The organism is Sporosarcina sp. FSL K6-1522 (assembly GCF_038622445.1).
GTDB lineage: Bacteria > Bacillota > Bacilli > Bacillales_A > Planococcaceae > Sporosarcina.
In genome coordinates, this window is record NZ_CP152019.1 from 4356239 (window position 1) to 4377464 (window position 21226).

The 21226-nt window shown below is 39.9% G+C and carries 19 protein-coding genes and 1 pseudogene; 3 read left to right on the forward strand and 17 right to left on the reverse strand.

All coding sequences use genetic code 11. The features are described 5' to 3' along the window. Positions 1-18: 18 nt before the first annotated feature. The 4 genes and pseudogenes from MKY34_RS21695 to MKY34_RS21710 form a co-directional block, all read right to left on the reverse strand. Positions 19-786 carry a CpsB/CapC family capsule biosynthesis tyrosine phosphatase gene (locus MKY34_RS21695; protein WP_342513181.1) on the reverse strand — a complete coding sequence of 256 codons (768 nt, stop codon included), beginning with the start codon at positions 784-786 and terminating at the stop codon, positions 19-21. Positions 787-857: 71 nt separating this feature from the next. Next, the gene (locus tag MKY34_RS21700; protein ID WP_342515332.1) at positions 858-1556 is read right to left on the reverse strand and encodes a CpsD/CapB family tyrosine-protein kinase; all 699 of its coding nucleotides are present in this window, start codon (positions 1554-1556) and stop codon (positions 858-860) included. A 48-nt stretch (positions 1557-1604) separates the two neighbouring features. Beyond that, a pseudogene (locus tag MKY34_RS21705) lies at positions 1605-2270 on the reverse strand (Wzz/FepE/Etk N-terminal domain-containing protein); the annotation flags it as partial. A gap of 174 nt (positions 2271-2444) precedes the next feature. Continuing rightward, positions 2445-2951 carry a competence protein ComK gene (locus tag MKY34_RS21710; RefSeq protein ID WP_342513182.1) on the reverse strand — a complete coding sequence of 169 codons (507 nt, stop codon included), beginning with the start codon at positions 2949-2951 and terminating at the stop codon, positions 2445-2447. Positions 2952-3205: 254 nt separating this feature from the next. Here MKY34_RS21710 and MKY34_RS21715 point away from each other — a divergent pair, with 254 nt between their 5' ends. Next, complete coding sequence (locus tag MKY34_RS21715) at positions 3206-3685, forward strand: sigma-70 family RNA polymerase sigma factor (protein WP_342513183.1); 480 nt, start codon at positions 3206-3208, stop codon at positions 3683-3685. Between the two features lie 39 nt (positions 3686-3724). Here the strand turns inward: MKY34_RS21715 and MKY34_RS21720 are convergent, their stop codons facing one another. The 4 genes from MKY34_RS21720 to MKY34_RS21735 all read right to left on the reverse strand — a co-directional run bounded on the left by MKY34_RS21720 (position 3725) and on the right by MKY34_RS21735 (position 8639). Beyond that, on the reverse strand, positions 3725-4489 hold the full coding sequence (locus tag MKY34_RS21720) for a hypothetical protein (RefSeq protein WP_342513184.1): 765 nt from the start codon (positions 4487-4489) through the stop codon (positions 3725-3727). Positions 4490-4627: 138 nt separating this feature from the next. After that, positions 4628-5551 (reverse strand): glycosyltransferase family 2 protein, encoded by a 924-nt coding sequence (locus MKY34_RS21725; protein WP_342513185.1) that lies wholly within the window; start codon positions 5549-5551, stop codon positions 4628-4630. Further along, positions 5548-5937: a GtrA family protein gene (locus MKY34_RS21730; protein WP_342513186.1), complete on the reverse strand. Its 390-nt coding sequence runs from the start codon at positions 5935-5937 to the stop codon at positions 5548-5550. Before MKY34_RS21730 ends, MKY34_RS21725 begins: the two co-directional genes overlap by 4 nt. A gap of 443 nt (positions 5938-6380) precedes the next feature. After that, complete coding sequence (locus tag MKY34_RS21735) at positions 6381-8639, reverse strand: S-layer homology domain-containing protein (protein ID WP_342513187.1); 2259 nt, start codon at positions 8637-8639, stop codon at positions 6381-6383. Positions 8640-9043: 404 nt separating this feature from the next. Here MKY34_RS21735 and MKY34_RS21740 point away from each other — a divergent pair, with 404 nt between their 5' ends. Next, complete coding sequence (locus tag MKY34_RS21740) at positions 9044-10504, forward strand: O-antigen ligase family protein (protein ID WP_342513188.1); 1461 nt, start codon at positions 9044-9046, stop codon at positions 10502-10504. 74 nt (positions 10505-10578) lie between these two features. Here MKY34_RS21740 and MKY34_RS21745 read toward each other — a convergent pair whose 3' ends face one another. The 3 genes from MKY34_RS21745 to MKY34_RS21755 all read right to left on the reverse strand — a co-directional run bounded on the left by MKY34_RS21745 (position 10579) and on the right by MKY34_RS21755 (position 15349). Then, the gene (locus tag MKY34_RS21745) at positions 10579-12123 is read right to left on the reverse strand and encodes a glucosyltransferase domain-containing protein (RefSeq protein WP_342513189.1); all 1545 of its coding nucleotides are present in this window, start codon (positions 12121-12123) and stop codon (positions 10579-10581) included. Between the two features lie 543 nt (positions 12124-12666). Further along, entirely contained in the window at positions 12667-12876 is a 210-nt protein-coding gene (locus tag MKY34_RS21750) for a hypothetical protein (RefSeq protein ID WP_342513190.1), read from the reverse strand. Between the two features lie 244 nt (positions 12877-13120). Then, the gene (locus MKY34_RS21755; RefSeq protein ID WP_342513191.1) at positions 13121-15349 is read right to left on the reverse strand and encodes an S-layer homology domain-containing protein; all 2229 of its coding nucleotides are present in this window, start codon (positions 15347-15349) and stop codon (positions 13121-13123) included. 695 nt (positions 15350-16044) lie between these two features. Here MKY34_RS21755 and MKY34_RS21760 point away from each other — a divergent pair. Continuing rightward, positions 16045-16194 carry a hypothetical protein gene (locus MKY34_RS21760; protein ID WP_342513192.1) on the forward strand — a complete coding sequence of 50 codons (150 nt, stop codon included), beginning with the start codon at positions 16045-16047 and terminating at the stop codon, positions 16192-16194. Positions 16195-16346: 152 nt separating this feature from the next. Here MKY34_RS21760 and MKY34_RS21765 read toward each other — a convergent pair whose 3' ends face one another. The 6 genes from MKY34_RS21765 to MKY34_RS21790 all read right to left on the reverse strand — a co-directional run bounded on the left by MKY34_RS21765 (position 16347) and on the right by MKY34_RS21790 (position 21130). Next, positions 16347-16685: a hypothetical protein gene (locus tag MKY34_RS21765; RefSeq protein ID WP_342513193.1), complete on the reverse strand. Its 339-nt coding sequence runs from the start codon at positions 16683-16685 to the stop codon at positions 16347-16349. Beyond that, positions 16652-17107 (reverse strand): hypothetical protein, encoded by a 456-nt coding sequence (locus tag MKY34_RS21770; RefSeq protein ID WP_342513194.1) that lies wholly within the window; start codon positions 17105-17107, stop codon positions 16652-16654. Before MKY34_RS21770 ends, MKY34_RS21765 begins: the two co-directional genes overlap by 34 nt. 102 nt (positions 17108-17209) lie before the next feature. Then, the gene (locus tag MKY34_RS21775; protein ID WP_342513195.1) at positions 17210-17503 is read right to left on the reverse strand and encodes a hypothetical protein; all 294 of its coding nucleotides are present in this window, start codon (positions 17501-17503) and stop codon (positions 17210-17212) included. Between the two features lie 12 nt (positions 17504-17515). Continuing rightward, positions 17516-18061, reverse strand: a complete 546-nt coding sequence (locus MKY34_RS21780) for an S-layer homology domain-containing protein (protein ID WP_342513196.1) — start codon at positions 18059-18061, stop codon at positions 17516-17518. Between the two features lie 177 nt (positions 18062-18238). After that, positions 18239-19495, reverse strand: a complete 1257-nt coding sequence (locus MKY34_RS21785) for an S-layer homology domain-containing protein (protein ID WP_342513197.1) — start codon at positions 19493-19495, stop codon at positions 18239-18241. Between the two features lie 216 nt (positions 19496-19711). Then, a complete protein-coding gene (locus tag MKY34_RS21790; RefSeq protein WP_342513198.1) occupies positions 19712-21130 on the reverse strand; it encodes a trypsin-like peptidase domain-containing protein in 1419 nt (472 codons plus the stop codon). Positions 21131-21226: the final 96 nt, after the last annotated feature.

The window sequence follows — 21226 nt, forward strand, 5'->3', positions numbered from 1 at the left end:
CTTTTTTTAATCCATATGCTATTTACTAATCTTCCACCATTTATTATTCCCTATTTTTTCTGGCTCAAGTTGAATATAATGTTTATTCGCTACAATACGTGCATTATTTTCCAGAAAGAGATCCGCATACCTGTGCAATTTCTTTTTTTCAAGGTAGTCGAGTCCTTCATTGAACAAAAGGGGGCGGCTATGTACATTGTGTACGTCCGATCCGTATGTATGAATCAGATTTGCTTGGACAAGTCGTAAGGCAAGCTTTTGCACATGCTTTCCAAAATGACCGGAAAGGCTCCCCGCTGTTACTTGTGCGAGTGCTCCTCGTTGGATAAGACGTTGCAACCGATCCGGTTTCTCCGCGATTGCACGGTTTCGTTCGGGGTGGGCTATAATCGGAATGACACCTTCCGCAAGTAGTTGCTCGATAACAGGTACTGTATAAGCAGGCACTGCATGAGAGGGAAGTTCAAGGAGAAGATACTTCGATCCTGCCAGTGTCATCGCTTCGCCCGCTTTCAATGCGTCAATGATTTTATCATGCAGTCGTACTTCTTGCCCTGCATGGATGGTCAACGGAATACTTACCTCCCTGATGACATTCATTAATAAGCTAATTTTCCCCTCAATGTCTTCTTTCGATACATGGTAATGAGGGCTAAACGCATGAGGCGTTACAATCATGTTCGAAATTCCTTCTTCCACAGCTTTCTGAACGATACGTACCGATTCTTCAATTGTTTCCGGCCCATCATCGACGCCAAATAAAACATGGCTGTGCATGTCAATCATTCTATCCCCCCACGTATATTAGTAGAAAGAGCTTTTGGGACTAAAAGAAAAGAGTAAAGGATAAAATCCCCTTACTCCACTGTACCATAGTATTGGTAAAAATAATGATCTTTGTCAATTTTGAAATTGTTTAGGACCGCCCCGATTATATGCGCTTTCGATGACGCAAGCACTTCCTTCGCCTTAACGGCGCCGTCTTTTTCGGTTATTCCCGAATTAATGACAAGGATTGTCCCGTCGCATCGGTTGGACAAAATCTGTGCATCCGAGACAGAAAGGAGTGGTGGCGAGTCGAAAATAACCATGTCGTATGCCTTTTTCATCTCTTCCAGTACCGTTTCCATCATTTGTGAGCTTAGCAGTTCTGCTGGGTTGGGCGGAATTGGACCACACGTGATAATATCGAGCCCCTCTGTCCCACTTTCATTCGCAACTTCGGAAATTGTTGCCTGACGTGTTAGAACATTTGACAAACCTAGCCCATTCATCAATTCGAACGTATGATGGACAGTCGGTTTACGCATATCCACATCGACGAGCAGTACTTTCTTCCCTTCCTGTGCAAATACAATTGCGGCATTCGCAGCGGTCGTTGATTTCCCATCTCTAGGTAACGCCGATGTGAAAAGAAGTGTTTGTAATTCTCGATCCGGCATTGAAAAGTTAATGTTCGTCCGTATCGTTCGATACTGTTCGGAATGGATTGCTTTCGGATTATTACGCGTAATAAGCTTTCGTTTGGCTGTTTCCAATTTCGTTTTCTTTTTCAACCATCGGCCCTTTCTCTCCCTTCGTCTTCTAATTCCTTCATTGTTCGGAATCGGACCGACTAGGCCGAGAATTGGAAGTTCAAGCAGTTCTTCTATATCTTGTTCCGATTTTACTGTTTTGTCGAGGTATTCGAGTAGAAATGCAAGCCCGATACCGAGCATAAGTCCGATGACTGCAGCAATTGCCATATTTAATAGCGGATTTGGTTTAATAGGTGAGGGATTTTGCGCATGAACCGCCGGCGATAGAATATTGACGTTGTCGACGTTCATCAGTGTTTTGATCTCCTCTTGGAATACTTCCGCTGTCACATTTGCGATATCCACTGCATTCCGATGGTCTACGTCTTGAACGCTAATGTTGACGACTTGCGAGCTTTGTTCGCTATTCACCGCAATTTGCGAATTGAGCATACCGGGTGACGTATTGATATCCAACTTTTCGGCTACAATCGATAGGATGGCCGGGCTTTTAATGATCAGTTTATATGTATTGATGAGTTGTAGATTCGTTTGAATATCTTGCGAGTTGTACTGTTGGTCGTTTTCTTTTTGTGTGACAAGAATTTGTGTCGATGCCTTATATATCGGCGTTAAGTAGAGGTAACTTACGACACCAGCTAATGTCACAGCAAGTATGACCGCACTAATGATTAATACAAACCGTTTTCTTAATGTCTTGAATAAATCTTGTAAACTAATTGTTTCTTCCAAATCTGCCATTTCCCCCTTACCGCAACATTATCTACCTTCGATTAGTATAGCATAATGGTAATTTTTTTTGCGACACTTATTTGTAAATTCTATAAATTACTGCGACTATTATCCTTCACAAAGAAAGGTTCTAGGTCAATTTCATATCGTCCTAGAACCTTTCTCACATTTTCTTTAAAGACTTTTACGAATACGACCTGAGTCCGACATCTCTATGTATAATTCTCTTTCGCGATGAATACTTTGCGAATAGCTGATGAGTGTATGCAAGCGATGTAACTGACTCGAAATTGTATGCTTCGATACGTTGACAGTAATCGAAGTGCCATTCACAAACGTCACAATCGATTGCCCTTTTGCGACTTCCTTCACCGTACAGCGATGGTTAAAAATCCACACACAATCGAAGTTATTCGAACCCGTTGTTGGGACGGCCCCAATGTTCACATTTGAAATAAGAAATGGCGGTTTTTGAATATAATTCAACAATAACTTCGACGCTTGCTCGCGCCCCTTTTTTGTTGAAAAATAACAAATACATGCCTTATTAAGTAAATCCTCTGCGCTTAACTTGGAGTAGTAAATGCCATGGGTCGTAATGATTTTAGATTTGAAACCGTCGGTAAAAACCGACTTCAGCGCCAATGCGCGATGATCAAGTAAATATGAATCGCAAATCATATAGTAAAATCCTCCCTTTTTCTTATTATAAAATAACTTTACCATTCTCCGTCACATCTGCATAGTAAGAATTTATCAAAAATAATGAATTATATGACATAAAAGAGTATATACGTCACATACTCTCCCTCTTTCTTTCTACCATACTTCACATCGAATGTCACAAAAGCACATTGGTTCTCCTACTCCGAATGCACTACGATGTAGTCACCCGGGAATACAACGTATCGTGCACGGTCGGAAAGGCCGCAACATTGACACATTTTGAAGACCTACTCATGCAATATGAACCGATGATTTCTGCATCCATTCGTAACTTGAACATTTTCCGTGATCACGAGCAGTACAAACAAGCTGGACGCATTGCCTTATGGCAGGCATGGCAACGTTTTGATGAAGAGAAAGGCAACTTCACGCCCTTTGCTTTTAAAAGCATTCGAGGCGCCATGTTGGATGAAATGAAAAAAGAAAACTACTTGGTAGAACACAATCTACATGCCGAAGAGGAATTATTGGAGATTGTCGATGAACGTTCAATTTTCGTCACGCAATGCTCAACAGATTTACAAGAAGCACTCAGCACATTATCTACTGTCGAACAACAGCTACTCCATGCGCTTTTTATAGAAGGTATCACGCTAGCAGAATGCGCTGCCCAAGCTAACATTTCCATTCCAGGCATCAAGAAACGGCGAGAACGAGCATTACTGAAATTACGCGACATTTTACAATAAACAGGAAAAAGCCCCCTTTCATGAGGAAGGGGGCACACACTATCGCTGAACCATTCTTTCCGTCATCGCTTTCAACTGGCGCACCAGCGTGACGACCTCTTTCTCTTCAAACCACACGTTCAAAGGTTGCGCATGTGCGAGATCATTCCTAAAATCTTCAGCTCGCTCGAATAATGCCTCCGCCTTCGTTTTACTCAACCCAATATATGTACGGAGAAAATCACTGTTCTTCATTAAAATCTCGGTCTTATCACAAAACTGCGTACAGTTAATCAAATGCATTTCCTGATTTTTGCCCTGTAACTCCGCGTAAAGCTTCGCCGCATTATCCACACGCCCACGCGTTAACAATTGCTGCCACTCCGCATGCGGATATTTTTCATGAATCAAGCGCGTCGCTTCACTTTCAAATAGCGTCACTACACCGAAAAACAGCATGCGAACCGCCGCTTTTTGAATATCGGATACCGTAATAATCGAGGACACTTGCGATTTATCCATCACAAATAAACGCGGTTTCGTTTCCAGTAACGTCATACAATCCATCAGCGGCGTATTATTCGTAATGATGTCAGCAATGTCAAAAGGACGCATCGCCGCCAACAAATGAGCCGGATCAAAAACCGCGCTTTTTTCAATATAACCGATCACTCGATCGCCCTCTTTAAAGCCGACTGCATCAAAATTATACCGCTCAAAATACCCAGCTAAGCTGTCGCCATCCTCCTGCGTCACCGAAACAAGCGGCTCCGCAATATGTGAAGCCGTAAAAAAATCATCAAAAGACACCATCTGTCCAAACATCAGCCATCCTCCTCCAGTCGTTCACGAATTGGCGTTTCCTCATTATAGCCTTTCTTTTCCTACCAAAACATGAAAAAGCATTCCTCATCTACTAGACGAAGAATGCTCAATTCAACGTAACAGGGCAATATTGCCCTGTCACTCCCGATCCTTTTCCTGCACCAAATAATGGGGTCTTTTTTTCGTTTCATAATAAATACGGCCAATGTACTCGCCGATAATACCTAGCGTTAATAATTGAATCCCGCCTAGTAGCACAACCGCCGAGATGGTCGTAAAATAACCCGGCGTCTCAACGCCATGAATAAGCGCGTTAAATAAGTTGAAGATAATATAGAGAAAACCCGAAACCGTGATGAAAATCCCCGCATAAATCGCCAGGCGCAAAGGACGGTTATTAAATGAAATGACGCCATCAATGCCGTAATTCAGCAAGCTATTAAAGCTCCATTTACTCGTCCCCTCATTACGCATTTCGTTGTCATATTCAATCATTTTTTCTTTAAAACCTATCCACGAAAACAACCCTTTCGAAAAGCGGTTGTACTCCGTCATTTGAAGTAACGAATCGACTGCCCGCCTACTCAATAAGCGGAAATCCCCCGCCCCATCTACTAACGGCACGTCCACGAAGTTATTCATCAAACGATAATAGAGCTTCGTTAACCATTTCCGTCTCACTTGCTCCCCATTACGATTCCTTCTCGCAATAACTTGGTCATACCCTTCTTCAAAGTGTTGCCACATATCAGGGATCAAACGCGGTGGATGCTGCAAATCGCCATCCATAATCAGAACAGCATCCCCTTCCGCATACTGCAAACCCGCCAACATAGCCGACTCCTTACCAAAGTTTCGGCTGAAGGACAGATAGCGAACCTCAGCTACCTTGTCCGATAGCTGACGTAACGCAGCTAACGTATTATCAGAACTACCGTCATCTACAAAAACCAATTCGTAGCGCAGTGGCAAGCCATCCACATGGCTTTTCACCGCTTCATAAAACGGCGCAATATTACTTTCCTCATTGTAACAGGGAACGACAATACTGAGTTTTTTCACGCGCCTTTATCCTCCGTTTTCAAGATTTTTTTAGAAATCACAAATGTAAAGGGAATGGCTGCTCCGCTTGCTAACAACGGGGCAATTCGATTGTCCATATCCAACCATTCCTTCAATATAAATAACGCAACGGTCGATACCGTTATATTCACTACATAAGTCAACGGAAATTGGAAGAACTTTTTCCAACTCGGCTTCGTACGATACGTAAAGTATGTGTTCATGTAAAACGAGCCGACCATGCTAATTAGAAACGCTAACCAATGACTGATGACATAATGGATCGATAGTATTTCTGAAAACAGTAAATACCATAGATAATAATGAAATGTATTTGCAAAGCCAACGATGATAAATCGCAGCGTTTCTCCTTTTAAAACATTCACGTTCTTTTACCCTCTTCTCTTACGTTTTATTCCATTCCCCAATGATATACCAAATAGCATTAGGAAAGATAGAGCAATTTTCATCCAAAAGAACGATACAACACAACAGAGTGCTCACCAGCCAATACCGCAATATATAGCCATATTCCGATGCGCTCAATACATTACCTCGCAAAGCGTTCACGGATAGTATGTCTACTTTAATACATTCCCTACGAGAACATTCTCCTCTATAACATCACACATTTCATTCACTAGTATCCATTGTTTTGAAATACTCACTTATTATACTAATTAACAGACTGAATCATCTATTGTTACACAAGTTTGTTTGGGGGAATAAAAATATCCCCGACCGATATCAAAATCCCCTTGATATCAGTCAAGAAGGGGCCTATACTGCCCATATAATTCTTAAATACACCATACAACAGTCCTAAGCATCAATGCTTCAAGTTATAAATGAATATCCCAAAATGGATTCTTTGAATGGCTTCATTCGGGCGGAATGTACCATCGTTATACCCTTTCGAAACGTTATTTGCTACTAATGTCTGCACATAATTATAAGCCCAATCATCGGACTTCATATCACTGAACGGCTTATCGGCGTATCCTTGTAAATTAAATGCCTCTACTAAGATTTTAGACATTTGTGCACGTGTAATTGTTTCATTAGGTGCAAAATAGTCCCCACCATCTTTACCTGAAACAATACCGGCATTTGCCACGCTGGCAATCTCTTTGTAGTATAAATGCGTTTTCGGGACATCTAAAAATCCTGGATCACTAACGGTCGATGTATCCAATTTCAACAGTCTGCTTAAAATGACCATTGCATGTTCCCGACTTAAAGAATTTGCAGGGCGGAAGGTTTTGTCATTATATCCATTCATAATTCCGTTTTCCACCAAATAGTTCAGTTCCTTCGCATATAAGTAATTAGGTCCAATATCACTAAATTGATAGCTGATTCCCTGCTCTATTTCAACAGCAATTTTCACGGTTTTCGTGCCTAAAGTAACTTCAATACTCCCGGTTCTTCCTCCTTTGGAGCCTGCTTTAAAAACACCACCGGATGTAATTGTTCCTAATTCAGGAGATACGCTCCATTTTAGCTGATTCGCATTATAAATTAATGGGCGCTTTTCCGCGTCTAGAGCCTTTGCATTCAAAGTAATTTGTTGACCAGGTTTTACTTTCACTTTAGCTGGGGTAACATTTAAATACATAGGCGCTTCTACAATATTCATTGTATATGAATCAACAATTGTATCACCATGTTTCACTTGAATGGTCTCAATACCTGCTTGTTTAGTCGTCATTTTTAATCCTTCAACGACTACACCATTTCCCTTTGGCTGCAAGTAAACCCCTGCTACCTGCAATGGATTATAGTGCTCATCAACAACATAGTTGATATTGACTTTACTTTCTGTCCCTATCAAAAGGGTATCATTAGCAGCAGTAGTACGTGAATAGCTAATATACTTGGCTGTGGAAAGTGGCGCAGTACTAACAGCCTCCAATATTGCCGAAACTGCACGCTCACTACCAGCACTCGGCCGGTTTGCTAATTGAATAACATGCGTTCCGTAAGGCCGATAGCCCATCGTTGTCGACCCTCCACCATCCAAATTCAGCGCACGATCAAATCCAAGGCTAACAATATAGTCCGCAAATTGAGCTAATGTCATTCCTTTACTTGTCGAGGTAGAATCTACGGTTATGAAATGCGCTTCCTTTTTATCTTTACTGATCGCAATTGCACTTCGAGCTGTCACTTCTCTCGCTTTACTACTGGAAGGATCCATAGTTAAGTTGCGTTTACCGTCTTTCACCAGCATAGGACCACTTGCCATCATAAATTTAGAATCCTGCCATTTTGAATCGATGCTAAGTTTGACTGTTACTTCTTCCCCTAATTGTAAAGATTGAAGGGCTACCGCTTTATCTTTTGTAGCTGAAAGGGCAAATCCATTTTTAGGAATAGCACGTTTCCCTTTCGAACCATAGGGATAAACACCCACCACTTTTCCCTTTAAGGTTTGTCCAAATTCAGTCGATGTTATAGCTGAATCCGTTTGAAAAATATATTCAACACCATATTCGTTAGTCAATGTATACGGTGAGTGATGCTGAGGAGTATATACAATCAATTCATTGATGTCACGTTGGCGGTTCACTCCATCAATCACCAATGTTCGATTCGGCAATGTAGCGCTAAATCCAAGTGAGAACGTATCAATTTCTGCATGGCCATTTGCTGTAATTCCAAAAGCAATTGGATTGCTCACATAAGCCGTATTGCTAGTTGAAATGATTCCACTGTTATAAATTGTATTCTCTTTCGCAATTAAATAAATTGGATGACCACTATTCATATGGTAAAAAGCCGCATTAATCGCTCCTACAACACGATGTGCGTTGCCATTTGAATTATTTGTAGCTAATACGGTGGTCTTTGCTTTACCGCCATATGTACTAGGTAAACCAATATCGAGCGTCGCATAAGGGTTATTCAAATCAATTGCAATGTGATTCACTTCATGTTTATTCGCAGTTCGATAATCATACTTTTTCCAGGTAACCCCAGGGGACAATGGTTGCGACTTTGTTACACTTTGATTGGCTTCAACATTATTTGCAGGTAAACATACAACGAGTATAATAAGTAAGGTGGCATAAAAGAAATTCTTCATAATTCTCTCCGTTTCTCTTTAAAATGCATGTTAATTGAGATTGATTGTCGTATAATAAAGAATAGACATCAGTCCAGTCTATTATAGAATTGAAAGTATTGCAATTTCACAAAACTTAGGGAGGATCGCATCTGACTGCAACTGCCGTAACAGAGGTAAAAATATGAAATCTACACAAAAGCGAAACATTTTATTATTTGAAACGTCCGATGTATGAGTTTCTGAAAAGCTTTCATTTTCTACACTCAACACTATAATAACAGACTATTTATGAATTAGAGAGAACCTTTTGTACGAAACTAAACTATATTTCGACATTTACTCCCAATATGTCATTCGGTATTATTTCAAAATAATAAAGTACATTCGTTGAACTTGTAAATTTACTTGAAAGGAATTTGATTATGCAACGTACCATGAAGCTTATCACTTCAAAAGAAATTCTACCTTTACTCCTTCTTGTCATCTTCACTTTTGCAGCACTTGCATTACCAACAAAAATTGCAATCGTTTTGACAGGGATTATTTTTGTTATCTTCTCTTTACTAAAACCGTTTGAGAGTTTACTTTACTTGCTAATTTATGTAGCAGTTCGCCCATATTTAATTGAAATCAATCCAGGCCTAAAACTGATTGGTGATATTATTACATTTACATTACTCATTCGTATTTTGTGGACATATAAATTTAACCTTAAACATTTATTGTCATTTAAATGGTTTGAACTAGCCTTTTTCGCTTTTCTCCTATTCGGTTCAGTGATTGGTTGGGTAAACGGCGTCGGCATAATGGCAATAATTTTCCAAGTCCGAACATTTATCATTATGTATTTTGTCTACTACTTTATCTCAAGATCTAAGTTACCATCAAACTGGGCGTCCAAATTTTTGTGGACAGGAGTCGCTCTTGGGTGGCTCTTATCTATTCACGGGCTTATCGAAAAAATATCGCTTCGGCAATGGCTTCTTCCTGAGTATTGGAAATACATGCCGTTATCTGCGGAGAATATGGTACGTATTTACGGACTGTCAGGTAATCCGAACTCCCTTGCTCTGTTAATGATGTTTAGTATTATCGCAGTAATCGTTTTAAAATTGAACGACTCTACGAAGCAATACACAAAGCTTCTAAATAGTAGCTTCGTCTTGTTTGTGGGCATTTTAATTCTAACGTTCTCGCGAGGAACACTTATTGCTGCTGCCGCCCTAGCAATTGTCTATATTTTGTTATCTAAGCAGTTTGTACTTATTAAAAATTTAGTCATTGGTTCTTTGGCTGCTTTTTTACTCATCTACTTACCAGTGAATGGTGCGGTGAAATTTGTACAGACAATGGGTGTAGAAGCTCCACAAGGAACAGTCGGCACTCTTAAAGATCGATTTGGACAGACTTTTGAAGATAAGAACATTGAGCGTATGACTTCAAATGGACGCGTGTTTTATTTGAAAAAAGGATTTGAAATATGGAAGGACTATCCGATAACGGGCTCTGGCTTTGGTACGTTTGGTGGTGCTGCCACAATTTCGTACGGTTCACCACTCTATCAGAAATATGGCATTGACCTATCCATCTATTTCGAGAATAAAATTTACTCGGATAACCAATATATTCAAATAATCACTGAAACCGGATCAATTGGGGTTATTCTATTCGCTGCCTTCCTACTGGGTATGTTGGCACTGTTCGTAAAAACACGAAAATCACGTTTCAGTCAATTTATGATTGCATTGTGGCTTTCTACTTGTATATCTGGCATGTTTTATAACATTTGGGAACTTAAAGTTTATACACTTATCTTCTTTATGATATTGGGCATTTACGCAGTCCATCAACAGTGGTATAAACACACATTACCAACCAAATGAATATATGAAAAAACACCTTTCATCGGAATGGCTATAATGCGCCAAGCGATGAAAGGTGTTTTTTGTCTTGCACATTATTCTACAAACTTCACGATGACGATGCCGTCAAATACTTGTATGGATTTTTCCGATGGCCAAATCGGCATTTCCTTAAACGCTTCCAATTCTTTAATTTGCGCAACTTCGTCAGGCGATGCAGATCGGATTGAATAACCAAAGAAGTTTTCGAAAGCCTTCTGGTAATGTTCGGATTCGGCTAAAAAGGTTTCGCCCGTTGTACCGACCATTCTTGGAATTTGACGCGGAATGGTCTCGGATGTGAGCTTTGTGTATAGCGGTGCTCTTCCCACTACACCAATCTTTTCGACTTCATCATATACTTCCAAACGCTCAATCCGCTCGAGTACGCGATTGGCTAAATGCATTGATTTTTCATAGCGTAATTCCATGTTCATATAAGCGATATTCGCAATAATTGCGAAGTTGACAATCATCGCACCTAAAAGAATAGTTGTTAGCAGTCCACTCAGGTAGTCCCATCGCATTACTTCGCCTACATCTATTTTATCGGCCATAATCGCCAAGTAAATATAGACTGTAGTTAAACTGAACACCATTAGCATATGATATTCAGCTTCAAGCGAAATGAAGTAAACAATATAATAGCTGAAAGGTAACGTGACACCAAGTAACGCTAATACTAGCAATTGCCCAGGTTTCTTATATACTTTTTTCGTTACAATCCAGGTAATTGTCGCTACGACGATTAGACTGATGATTGCAATGTTTAACATCTCATGGAAGTTGTATTGATCATAAGCGTAGATACTATGAAAGAAAAACTCTTTAATCGATGCTTTAATATCTTGATAGCGATGTGGGATATCGCTTATACTTATTTTACCAACCTTATCTAAGCCTTGATAACTTGTAATCTCCCCTTGAAACAAGTTAGTATAGAATTTATAAACCACTAGATATAGGCCCATTCCGATACCTGTCATCAGTGCAAAACGGACGATATAATTCCATATTTGCTTTCCGTCATTCTCTTCAAATAAAATGGTGGAAATCAAATAGAGGGTTATAAATCCTAATGCGACGGATATATTCGCTTGATAGATACCAACGCCCAGCATCAAAGTAATAGCACCAGCAACAAAACCGTACTTATAGCGCTTCGTCAACAAGATACCCAGTATTGTTAAAAATGTACCCACCATGTATCCATCTGCTGTAAACATATAGGCAAAAGTCGAACTAACACTTGGAAAAGTCACAATAATTCCTGAAACCAAGATAATCGGAACTTTTTGCTTCAGTTTAAAAAGTGCAACAATGCATACTGCCGTGAGTGCCAAAAAAAAGACTGAAAAAATACCGTTAATCCAAGGTAAATCAAAATAGGAGCTTAAACCACTTGCTGGTCCGAGAAAAAAGCGTCCAGATGTGACCTTTGCCTGCGAACTGTATATGTTATACATTCCATCATGATTCGGCAACCGATTTATAAATACATAAAAATGGGTTAACAAACCTATTATGAATGTTGAAATAAATGCAAGGCGCCACTCAGGTTGAATATACCCTTTTAATTGTTTAATTAGTTTATCAAGCATGTGATTCCTCCATCTTTTATTAACTACCATTACCTAGTATATCCGTTTCAACTCGTTAATTCAATGAGGGTGATTGGTATCACTTGATACACAACAGGATGATTTGCCTTATAGATATGTTTTTAATTACATGTATTCATTATCTAATTTTATACATACACTACTTAAGTTAATCTCCACTGAAATTCTCACTAATACACCACTCAATGTTTCGTCAATCTTGGTGTAGCAACTTACGCGGAAACATATTTACCCTCTTTAAAGAGCTCTCTACAGACACCATAAAAGCAACAAGCGTAAAATTATGTATTTCAACACACTCTTACTAGGAGCATCCCCGTCCATCTACCAAAAACACCACAATCCCGAAAGGCTGTGGCATTCCAGTTAGTTATTCACTTTCCGCACAAAGGCACTCAATGGTAGATTGGGCTCAAATCCTAGTCGGGGAATCAACACAACCCTATGCGTATTGTTTTAGTTATTTTTCGATGGTACATCTACCCTGTTTTCTATGTACACCGCATCTCTTGGAACATAACCTTAGCCATTGCCCAACTTCACCTGCCACCAATTTGCCCCATAATCTTTATGGACAATCAATGGCTCCCCTTTACGCGTTTGCCCCATCTCAGACAATATGTCGCCCCGTTTTTCATAAATCGAGACATAATCTTTCTTCGCATTCAATACTTGCGAGCTTGTATACGAGGTACCTTGATACAAAAACAATGCCAGTATAAAGACCAGCATCTCTTACAACGTTTAGCGGTCCTTCGTCATTAGAAAATAGATCGAGAAGGAATAGTTGCCATCCTCTATTATACGTATTTTTACTTTTTAATTATTTTTTAAGTAGTGTATTAAAACGCCAATCACTCACATAAATCAAAAAGGCTAATCACGACTACATGTAAGCAGTCCCGATTAACCTTTTTTCGATTCACTTATTTATAATGATACTACTTGCTTATATGGAAATAAGCCTATATTACTATTACTTTCCGAATATACCGCCTAGAATACCACCTAGGCCGCCTAGGATACCGCCTAATAGGCCACCAAGTAAGTTATTAACTCTTTCTAATAATCCTTTTGAAACAGTAATTGTTTCCGCATTGCCATCCACTGTTACACCTTCATGTGTAAGGGATGGTGTAATCGTAATCTTGTTTCCAGTTAATCCTTTTAATACTCTTCCCAATAGGTTTGGATCGTTAAAGCGATAATTCACATATCCTTGTTGAATGTCTGATTCCGAAACAATATGTTCTATTGTTTCCGTTTTAGCACCTTGACCTTGAACCTTAAGTGTCAGTTTATCCCCTGCTTTAATTTGTTCTAGACCAGTTGCTTCAATATTGACTTTCAGGTCCTTCTTACCAGATAAAATAAGCGCAAGGTCTCCATCTGTAACCCCTACCAATGTATCAAGTACCGGCTTCACAATTGAGAAAACTGGATATACTGCGCTAGAAATGATACCGCCATCACGGTCTATAGTTGCCGTTAAATCAACTAGACCGCCCTGACCTAACAAATTTTGCAATAGAGTTGTATCTACATTAAGACTTACATAACCACGATCAAAGTCAGCTTCTGTTAACGTGATTCCTAGTAACTTAGTGCTACCTGAACCTAAGTTCAATATGTCACCAATTGCTAGACCGCTGCCTAATGGTAAGTTCAAACGTAATAGACCTGAATTATTTAACAAGCTGTCAAGTGAAATCCCGCCACCGATTAGACCACCGTTTCCTAAGCCTAAATCAATCACTGGTTTTTGCACTTCTTCTTCTTTTTCTTCTTCGTCAGGCGTACCTACAGCATCTGTAATCCCTTTATCAACTACTTTATCTTTCAATGTAACTGATTTGGCAGTCGCTTTGTTACCATAGAGATCCGTGATTCCCATAACAGGGTTGTCCACGCCTTCAGCCACAACACTAACTGTACCCGCTTGTGCAGTGTTTACATTGTCTTTCAATACAACAAGAAGTACATCATTGTTTGCTGCGTCTGTGTACTTACCGTCTGTTACAGTCCCAGTAACCTTAGTTGCTCCTACTTGTACAGTGATATCTTTATCGATATCTCCAGCGTTGATTTTCGTATTTTCGTTAAACGTTAGTTTCACTACGTTAGAAGTAGTCGAATCAGCAGATGCTACTACAAACTCTGCTTTGTTCAATAGTGAGCCTGTATCATCTTTGAATTTTTTATAGACTTTTACTTCTGTTTTCGTAGCTGTTTGAACAGTTAGGTCATCTACTGTTTTAATATTCTTTGAGAATTCAATTGTTTTAAACTCATCTTCTACCGCATATTTACCAGATGGTAGTGTAATTTTCACTACTTTTTTCGTTGCATCTGTGAATTCTGCTTGAGCACCAGCAAAGAAGTTATCTGTCAATGCACGGTTTTCAATTTTATAGTTTGCCAAGTCTGTAGCCGTATTCGTCATCTCATGACCATAATCGACAGTGATCACATTGTGACCATTGACACGATCTACGGTTACGTTACCGTCAGTAACAAGTAGTGTATCTTCTGGAACTTCAGCACTTATATCATATGCACGGATCAAGAAGGAAGCGATTTGTGACCGCTTTACCGTTTCAGTTGGGCGGAAGTCTTCAACAACTGTGACACCATTTTCCGACAGAATATTGATATAAGGAACAAACTCAGCTTGTGCTTTTCCATTATCTTTTACGATTGACAAATCACCTGGAAGGTCTTTCAATTCAAAAGCATTCACAAGTACTTTTGCCATTTGTTGACGTGTAATGCTCTTCAATGGCATCAAGTAATTGTTGCTCCCAGTGAAAATATCGGTATGCTTCACGATCAATGACGCTTCAAAAAGTTCTGCGTCTGGAGATGATGCCGGAACATCCGTAAATGCTTTAACTGTCGATTTAAGATTGTACTTTGCAATGTATTCCTTATACGACAAATTCTCTTTGTTAACGACATGATTTGCAAGCACTTTTACGACCTGGCTACGAGAGATATCCTGAGCTGGTTTGAATGTACCGTCCGCATAACCTTTCATCAGCCCACGGTCAACTGCCCCCAAAATGTTGGCGTAGTGAGAGTCTGTCTTAGGCACATCTGTAAAGGACACAGTGTTAGCCGCTACCGGAGTAATCGCTACGGCAACCATCGTCGCTGTCACAGCCCCTGTTACAAAGCGTTTCATATTCTTGTTAGTTTTCGTCATAGTTATTTACCCCTTCCACTCTTCAATAAACGTCGACAAAATCATCGAATAACTTCATTTATCCGACGAAATATCCGTTACCAAATATACTAATAGTTTCCTCGTTGTTGTCAAGTTATAGTGTTTTTATAAAGGATTGCTAATTAACCAGGCATTTAGATCTATACTCCTGAAAACATTATGATAAAATTGACTTAATTATATAACGTAAGTTCTTCCAACTTCAAGTTATGTATACATTTTATTTACAACTTAAATAAAAAGTCCTAACAAACAAAAAGCGGAACAAGAACATTAATACCTACCATATACAACCAATCCCTTATTTCTCTATACAATAGACTAATTTTCTTTTACAAGTGCCAGTTACACACACAACAAGCACTCCAAGCATCCGAAGACGTGCAACAAATGAGCGTCTGGCCCGCCAAAGACTCTATCCGAGTCGTGGATGATGTTGTGATTATTAAGTTGAGAGAGTACCATACCAAAAAACACAGCCCTCCAAATCGAGCAATCGATTGGAGGGCTGTTTCTGTTTGGGATTGGTTGTTAGCTTATTAAGCCCTAGTCAAGAGTTGAGAACATAAGTTCCATGAAGCTGAATAATATGGTAAAATTGAAGGACAACCGAATAGTGTGAGGGTGGTAGGTTGTCATGCTTCTTTCCATTTATAGGAAAGGAGGTGATAACTATGGAGACATTTTTTGAGCTTCTAAAAGAGGTTTTAAAAGGAATTGTACGTGAAATGAGTGCTTTTCTTTTTCGGAAAAACATTTTAGAAAACAAGAAAACCACCCCAAACCGTCGCAAGGATGAGGGTGGCTTTCAAGACAAAAAGTAAGTTTTGACAACCATCACCCTGACGGTAAAGGTTGTGAGAGAAATGTTAGCGCATTTCTCTCTTTTAGTATACGTCCATTGTACACAAGAATATTCAAGAAATCAAAATATCGACTACAGTATCGAATTAGTACACAGCGATATCCGGTGCCACTAACGCATAACCAACACATGGGCTTTCGTCGTATACGTGACACGGCTATTAGAAAATATCCCTTGAGGTAGAACGACAATATTAAACGTTTTCGAGGCGGTAGTCACATCATTTTTAATGTTGATGGTGAGTTCAACAGGTCTTGTACTTCCGCCAACATTTGCTCTTGGAAGCCAGCCGAGCGCCCAGTCGATATTCGCTGAGGAGCTTTGATAGGACAATGTTTTACTAGCCCCCTGCGGCAGCGTTGGCATGAGGATATTGATGCCTGGCATATAACCAGTAGGATCGGTAATGTCGATTTTCACTTGTGCAATGAGTTTTTCGTATTGAACCAATGCATCGACACCTTTTGTTGTGTGGCTAGTGTAGTGTTGATGACGGTCATATTGTATTTTTTATCGGGACTTTTTAGCCGATTGGCTTTAGTCTTGGCATCATTTAGAGTTGATGTCGCCTTCGCCGTCGTGATCGTTCCTTTTAAGACTTGTTCCAATCCATTGACGGCGGCAAGAGCTGCGCTTTTGGCGACGTTGATGTCTCGTTGCCATGTACCAATGATAATAGATTGGTTATCCAATACTTTTCGCCAAGCGCGCGTATCATATCGGTCGTCCACAGCTTCTACTCTTTCAACAGCCGCCATTGCTTCGGCGTACTTTTCAAATGCATCTTGCGCATTGTCCGCATTTTGTAACAGGATAGGCGGAATGACGATAATCGGCCCTCCCCCTGGTAATGGTGGTTTATCTATTAACACAAATTGGCTAATCGATACGACTAGCTTTGCGGTTAGACTAGTATCCTCGACAGTTCCTTTTAACTGATAGGTGCCGACTTTACTAAAATCGATGCCAGCTGTCTACCAAACGACTGGATTCATTTTCTTGGAGCCCTCATTGAATGTGACTTCTACTGTTTGAGGTAGCTGAACGAGTTGGATTGTTGTGAAATGTAACGGCAATAACTCTTCAACAAAAACGGCTTTTGGTATGACAGGTGTTGGGTCTGGCTCAATTGGGTCAGGATTAGGCGATGGAGCAATTGGATTTTTCAGTGCGTTATGCGAGCGCATTAAAAATGTCGCAAACTGCCCGCGTGTCGTGCCTTCTGTTGGGTGGAACAATGTTTCAGTGGTGATGCCATTTTCGGACAATACATCGATATACTATCGGAATTCCTCAAGGGCTAGATGATTGTCTATCACTTTCGAACCTGGGCCACCTTCCACATGCTCTAAAGCAAATGCGCCGACAAGTACTTTGGCCATATGTTGATGCGACATTAAATTCATAGGCATCAAGTAATTATTACTACCGGAAAAGATACCTGCCTGTTTGACGATGAGCGAGTAACGGTACATCTCGTAATCGGGATGAGTTGGCGGGACATCGTTAAAAGGGACTACGCCCGATACATCAAAGTCGACTAGATCTTTGCCTGACGTTTTCAATACATACTTCCCAAGCGATTTAACGACATTGGCTCTCGACAATTGTAAGTTCGGCTTAAAGGAACCATCTGGATAACTTGTCATAAAGCCGTTTTCAAAGGCAGCCATGATATTTGCATAATGGGTATTGGACGGATCTACGTCTGTATAACTGACTGCTGATGCTCCTTGTGACATGGGGGACAATGTAGAACCGATGATGATTGCTAAACAAGCTAGCCATCTCATCGCTTGTAAACGCTTCTTTTGAACCTTCCTCACTACTATTCCTCCTTTTATACTGAATACTCTTTATACATTTCACTGTAGTGACTAAAGGTTAAGTTTACGTTAAGTCTTCACGAATTATTTGGAATTTCGCTAACACAAACAGCCCTTCAATCGATTACTCGATTGAAAGGCTGTGTTTTGTGGAAGTAACTATGCATTATTTAAGAATCAGTAGTCCTCATCAAAAAATCCGTTATGTGGGTAGAAGGAGACGTTGTAATGACCATCGCCTGTTTGTACAGATAGCTCATAGACTTCACGACGATATTCTCGGTCAGTATACCAATCATATCGATCTTCGTAACTAGTACGGAGGTATGTCACATGGACAGGTCCTGTTTCATAACGTGTATAATTATTTTTCACAATTTGAAGTGCTTCTTCTTTTGTCAGGTTAAAGCTACCTGCTCCAAGATTCTCCCAGTCATGATCTGACAACTTCCATTTACCAGCTTGCTTTTCAAATGTATACTCCAGATAAAATGCTTCGCCAAGTGGCTCGTCAAATGACACTGTACGAACTTGTACGAAATTAGTTGTATTTTCCAAAACTTCAAAACGATAATTGACTTCATCTGCTACATCTGAAAACAGATAGGCATCACAATAGATACACATCTCTGCATAATACTCATCAAACATTGAGTCGATAATCGACGGTGTTGCGTTGTTCAAAAGGTCTGCTCGAACTTTACTAAACGGAGATGCTTGGAATTTATGCGTAACCAACGTGGTTTCCACTTCGAAAGGGATTCTGTTCAGTAAATTGACAATCTGTGCTTTTGTTAATGCTGCATTTGGATCGGTATTCGGTTCCGCAGGTATATTTAAAGCACGGTGCAAGAATACAGCATAATGCGCACGTGTCACAGGCGCATTTGGATTAAATTTTCCTTTGTCACCTGTCGTGATACCAGTTGAGGCAAGTGCTTGGATATGCAGATAGCCCCAATCATCTTCTACATCCTCAAAATACGTAAAGTTTTCGAGATTGAGTTCAAACGCAAGATCTAACACTTTCGCCATTTGCTTGCGAGTGATAGGTGCATTGGGATTAAAGTTACCGTTTGGATCACCGCTAAAGATGCCTGCCTGTGAAACTTTCATAATCTCTTGATAGTATACATGCGATGTCGACACATCCTTATAGCGAATGACCTCGTTGGTCTTTGCTTCTAACGGCAAAGCTTTGTCCAATAATACCGCAACATGCGCACGGGTAATTTTGTTATCAGGTCTAAACGTGCCGTCTGGGTAACCATTAATAAGTTCTCGTTTTTGCATGTCTTGAATGATGCCCTGATAAGGATGCTTCGGCCCAACGTCTGTAAATGTTTGTGCGGAAGCCTCTGTCGGTACATTGAGTGCCACAATGATTGCTATCACTAAACAGCCCAACCATCGCCACATCCAACTGTTTTTCATCTACCATCATCTCCCAATCCAATTGTCCTTTGTTATGGATAACAATTCCTATTATAGCGTAGTTTACATACTATATGTTGAATACTTAGATAACAAATTCGTGAACGCTTGTGGGGGAAGTAGAGGTTACAAACAGAAGCAGCTCTCCGGCCGATTGTTCGATTGGAGAGCTGTGTTTTTTGTGTATGAGTGACTGACAGCGGTTAAAAGGGTATCCTACCGAATTTCAATATTAATAATTTGATATGCACCGTATTCATTTATAATTAGGGTATAATCTTTTTCACGTTCGTAGTGGGTTACTTCACCATCATTGGCAATGAAATCGAATATTTCATAGGTTGAAACGATCGCAGTTTCTCCATTAATCACGATATTCGCAACCGTATTATCTAGAAAATCGAAAGTCATTCCCTGGCCTGAAATTTCCGAAACGTATTGTTGGAGTTCTGTGTATGCTGTACTTCCTGGTAACAACATATCTTCAATCCAGTAAAAAGTCTCATCATGCAAGGTTTTCTCATAATGGTCCCGAAAAGCAAGGACAAAATCTTCTAAAATAACATCCACGAATTGAGGTTCTATTTCATCCGTTTCTCCGTCATACTCATATTCATATTCATCTTCCGTGTACTCTTCTTCATACCCCTCATAATCGTCCCAATCGTAATCCTTCCAATATTCCTCATAGTACGTACTAATCTCATCGGTCATGCTTTCATCGTAATAAACATAGTCGTCATAAACACCAAATAGACTTGCAACTTCATGTTCGGTCATCGGATTTTTTGCCCAACCATCTACGAGACTCATCACGCTATACATCGGTATTGAAAAACCAAAACTCGTATTGCCTTTGTACAACAAAGAGTTAACTCCAATTACTTTACCTGTTTTTGCCTCTAAAAGTGGACCGCCACTACTCCCTTGGTCAATTTGTGCATCAATTTGATAAATATTTTCGTAAATAAAATCATACTCAATATTTCTCCCAATCCCCGTTAAATAACCTATGGAAGCAGTATTCTCAAAGCCTTGAGGGCTGCCAATTGCGATTACTTCGGAGCCAATAATAGATTCATCCAACTCGATAGCGAGTGGCTCAACTTTTGCATAATCCTTTGCATGAATTAAAGCAATATCATAGCGATCCGAAATACCAATGACCTTTCCCGCTGTGTCTTTCCCATCCGAATTTCGAACAATCACATTCGTATAACCAGCAACCACATGTGCATTCGTGACGATGAGTCCACCTTTTTTATAAAGGAAACCAGATCCTAATGATTCTTCAGTAAAGATGGTAAATACTTTAGGCATCGCTTCTTGTATAATTGCAGTTTTCTCTTTACTATTTGGACCGCTGTCGATTCGCTGTACATCTGTTGGCTCTTTTTTTATGAGTTGTTCGATTTTACCAGACATTGAATGGTCTTTAATGAACGCAAATTTGTCTGATGGCCAAACCTGTACAAGTGTATAACCAACCCCAACTAAAACAGCCAAACAAATAAAAATCCCCGTGAATATCCATTTTCGACTAGATCCACCTGTGGACTTCCCAAGTACTTTTCCGCAGCCCGCACAAAACTGTGCCTTGGTCTCATTTTCATACCCACATTTCTGACAAAACATGCCAACACCTCCTACTGATTTATTTGAAATCCAAAAATACTTTTCACAATCACTAGATTTTCAACCTCTTCCGATTTAATTACTTTTCCGCATATT

Coding starts and splice junctions, on each gene's coding strand:
- MKY34_RS21695 (WP_342513181.1), bottom strand. CDS start 786: ATGATTGACATGCACAGCCATGTTTTATTTGGCGTCGATGATGGGCCG.
- MKY34_RS21710 (WP_342513182.1), bottom strand. CDS start 2,951: ATGATTTGCGATTCATATTTACTTGATCATCGCGCATTGGCGCTGAAG.
- MKY34_RS21720 (WP_342513184.1), bottom strand. CDS start 4,489: ATGTTTGGACAGATGGTGTCTTTTGATGATTTTTTTACGGCTTCACAT.
- MKY34_RS21735 (WP_342513187.1), bottom strand. CDS start 8,639: ATGAAGAATTTCTTTTATGCCACCTTACTTATTATACTCGTTGTATGT.
- MKY34_RS21740 (WP_342513188.1), top strand. CDS start 9,044: ATGCAACGTACCATGAAGCTTATCACTTCAAAAGAAATTCTACCTTTA.
- MKY34_RS21745 (WP_342513189.1), bottom strand. CDS start 12,123: ATGCTTGATAAACTAATTAAACAATTAAAAGGGTATATTCAACCTGAG.
- MKY34_RS21750 (WP_342513190.1), bottom strand. CDS start 12,876: ATGCTGGTCTTTATACTGGCATTGTTTTTGTATCAAGGTACCTCGTAT.
- MKY34_RS21755 (WP_342513191.1), bottom strand. CDS start 15,349: ATGACGAAAACTAACAAGAATATGAAACGCTTTGTAACAGGGGCTGTG.
- MKY34_RS21760 (WP_342513192.1), top strand. CDS start 16,045: ATGGAGACATTTTTTGAGCTTCTAAAAGAGGTTTTAAAAGGAATTGTA.
- MKY34_RS21785 (WP_342513197.1), bottom strand. CDS start 19,495: ATGAAAAACAGTTGGATGTGGCGATGGTTGGGCTGTTTAGTGATAGCA.
- MKY34_RS21790 (WP_342513198.1), bottom strand. CDS start 21,130: ATGTTTTGTCAGAAATGTGGGTATGAAAATGAGACCAAGGCACAGTTT.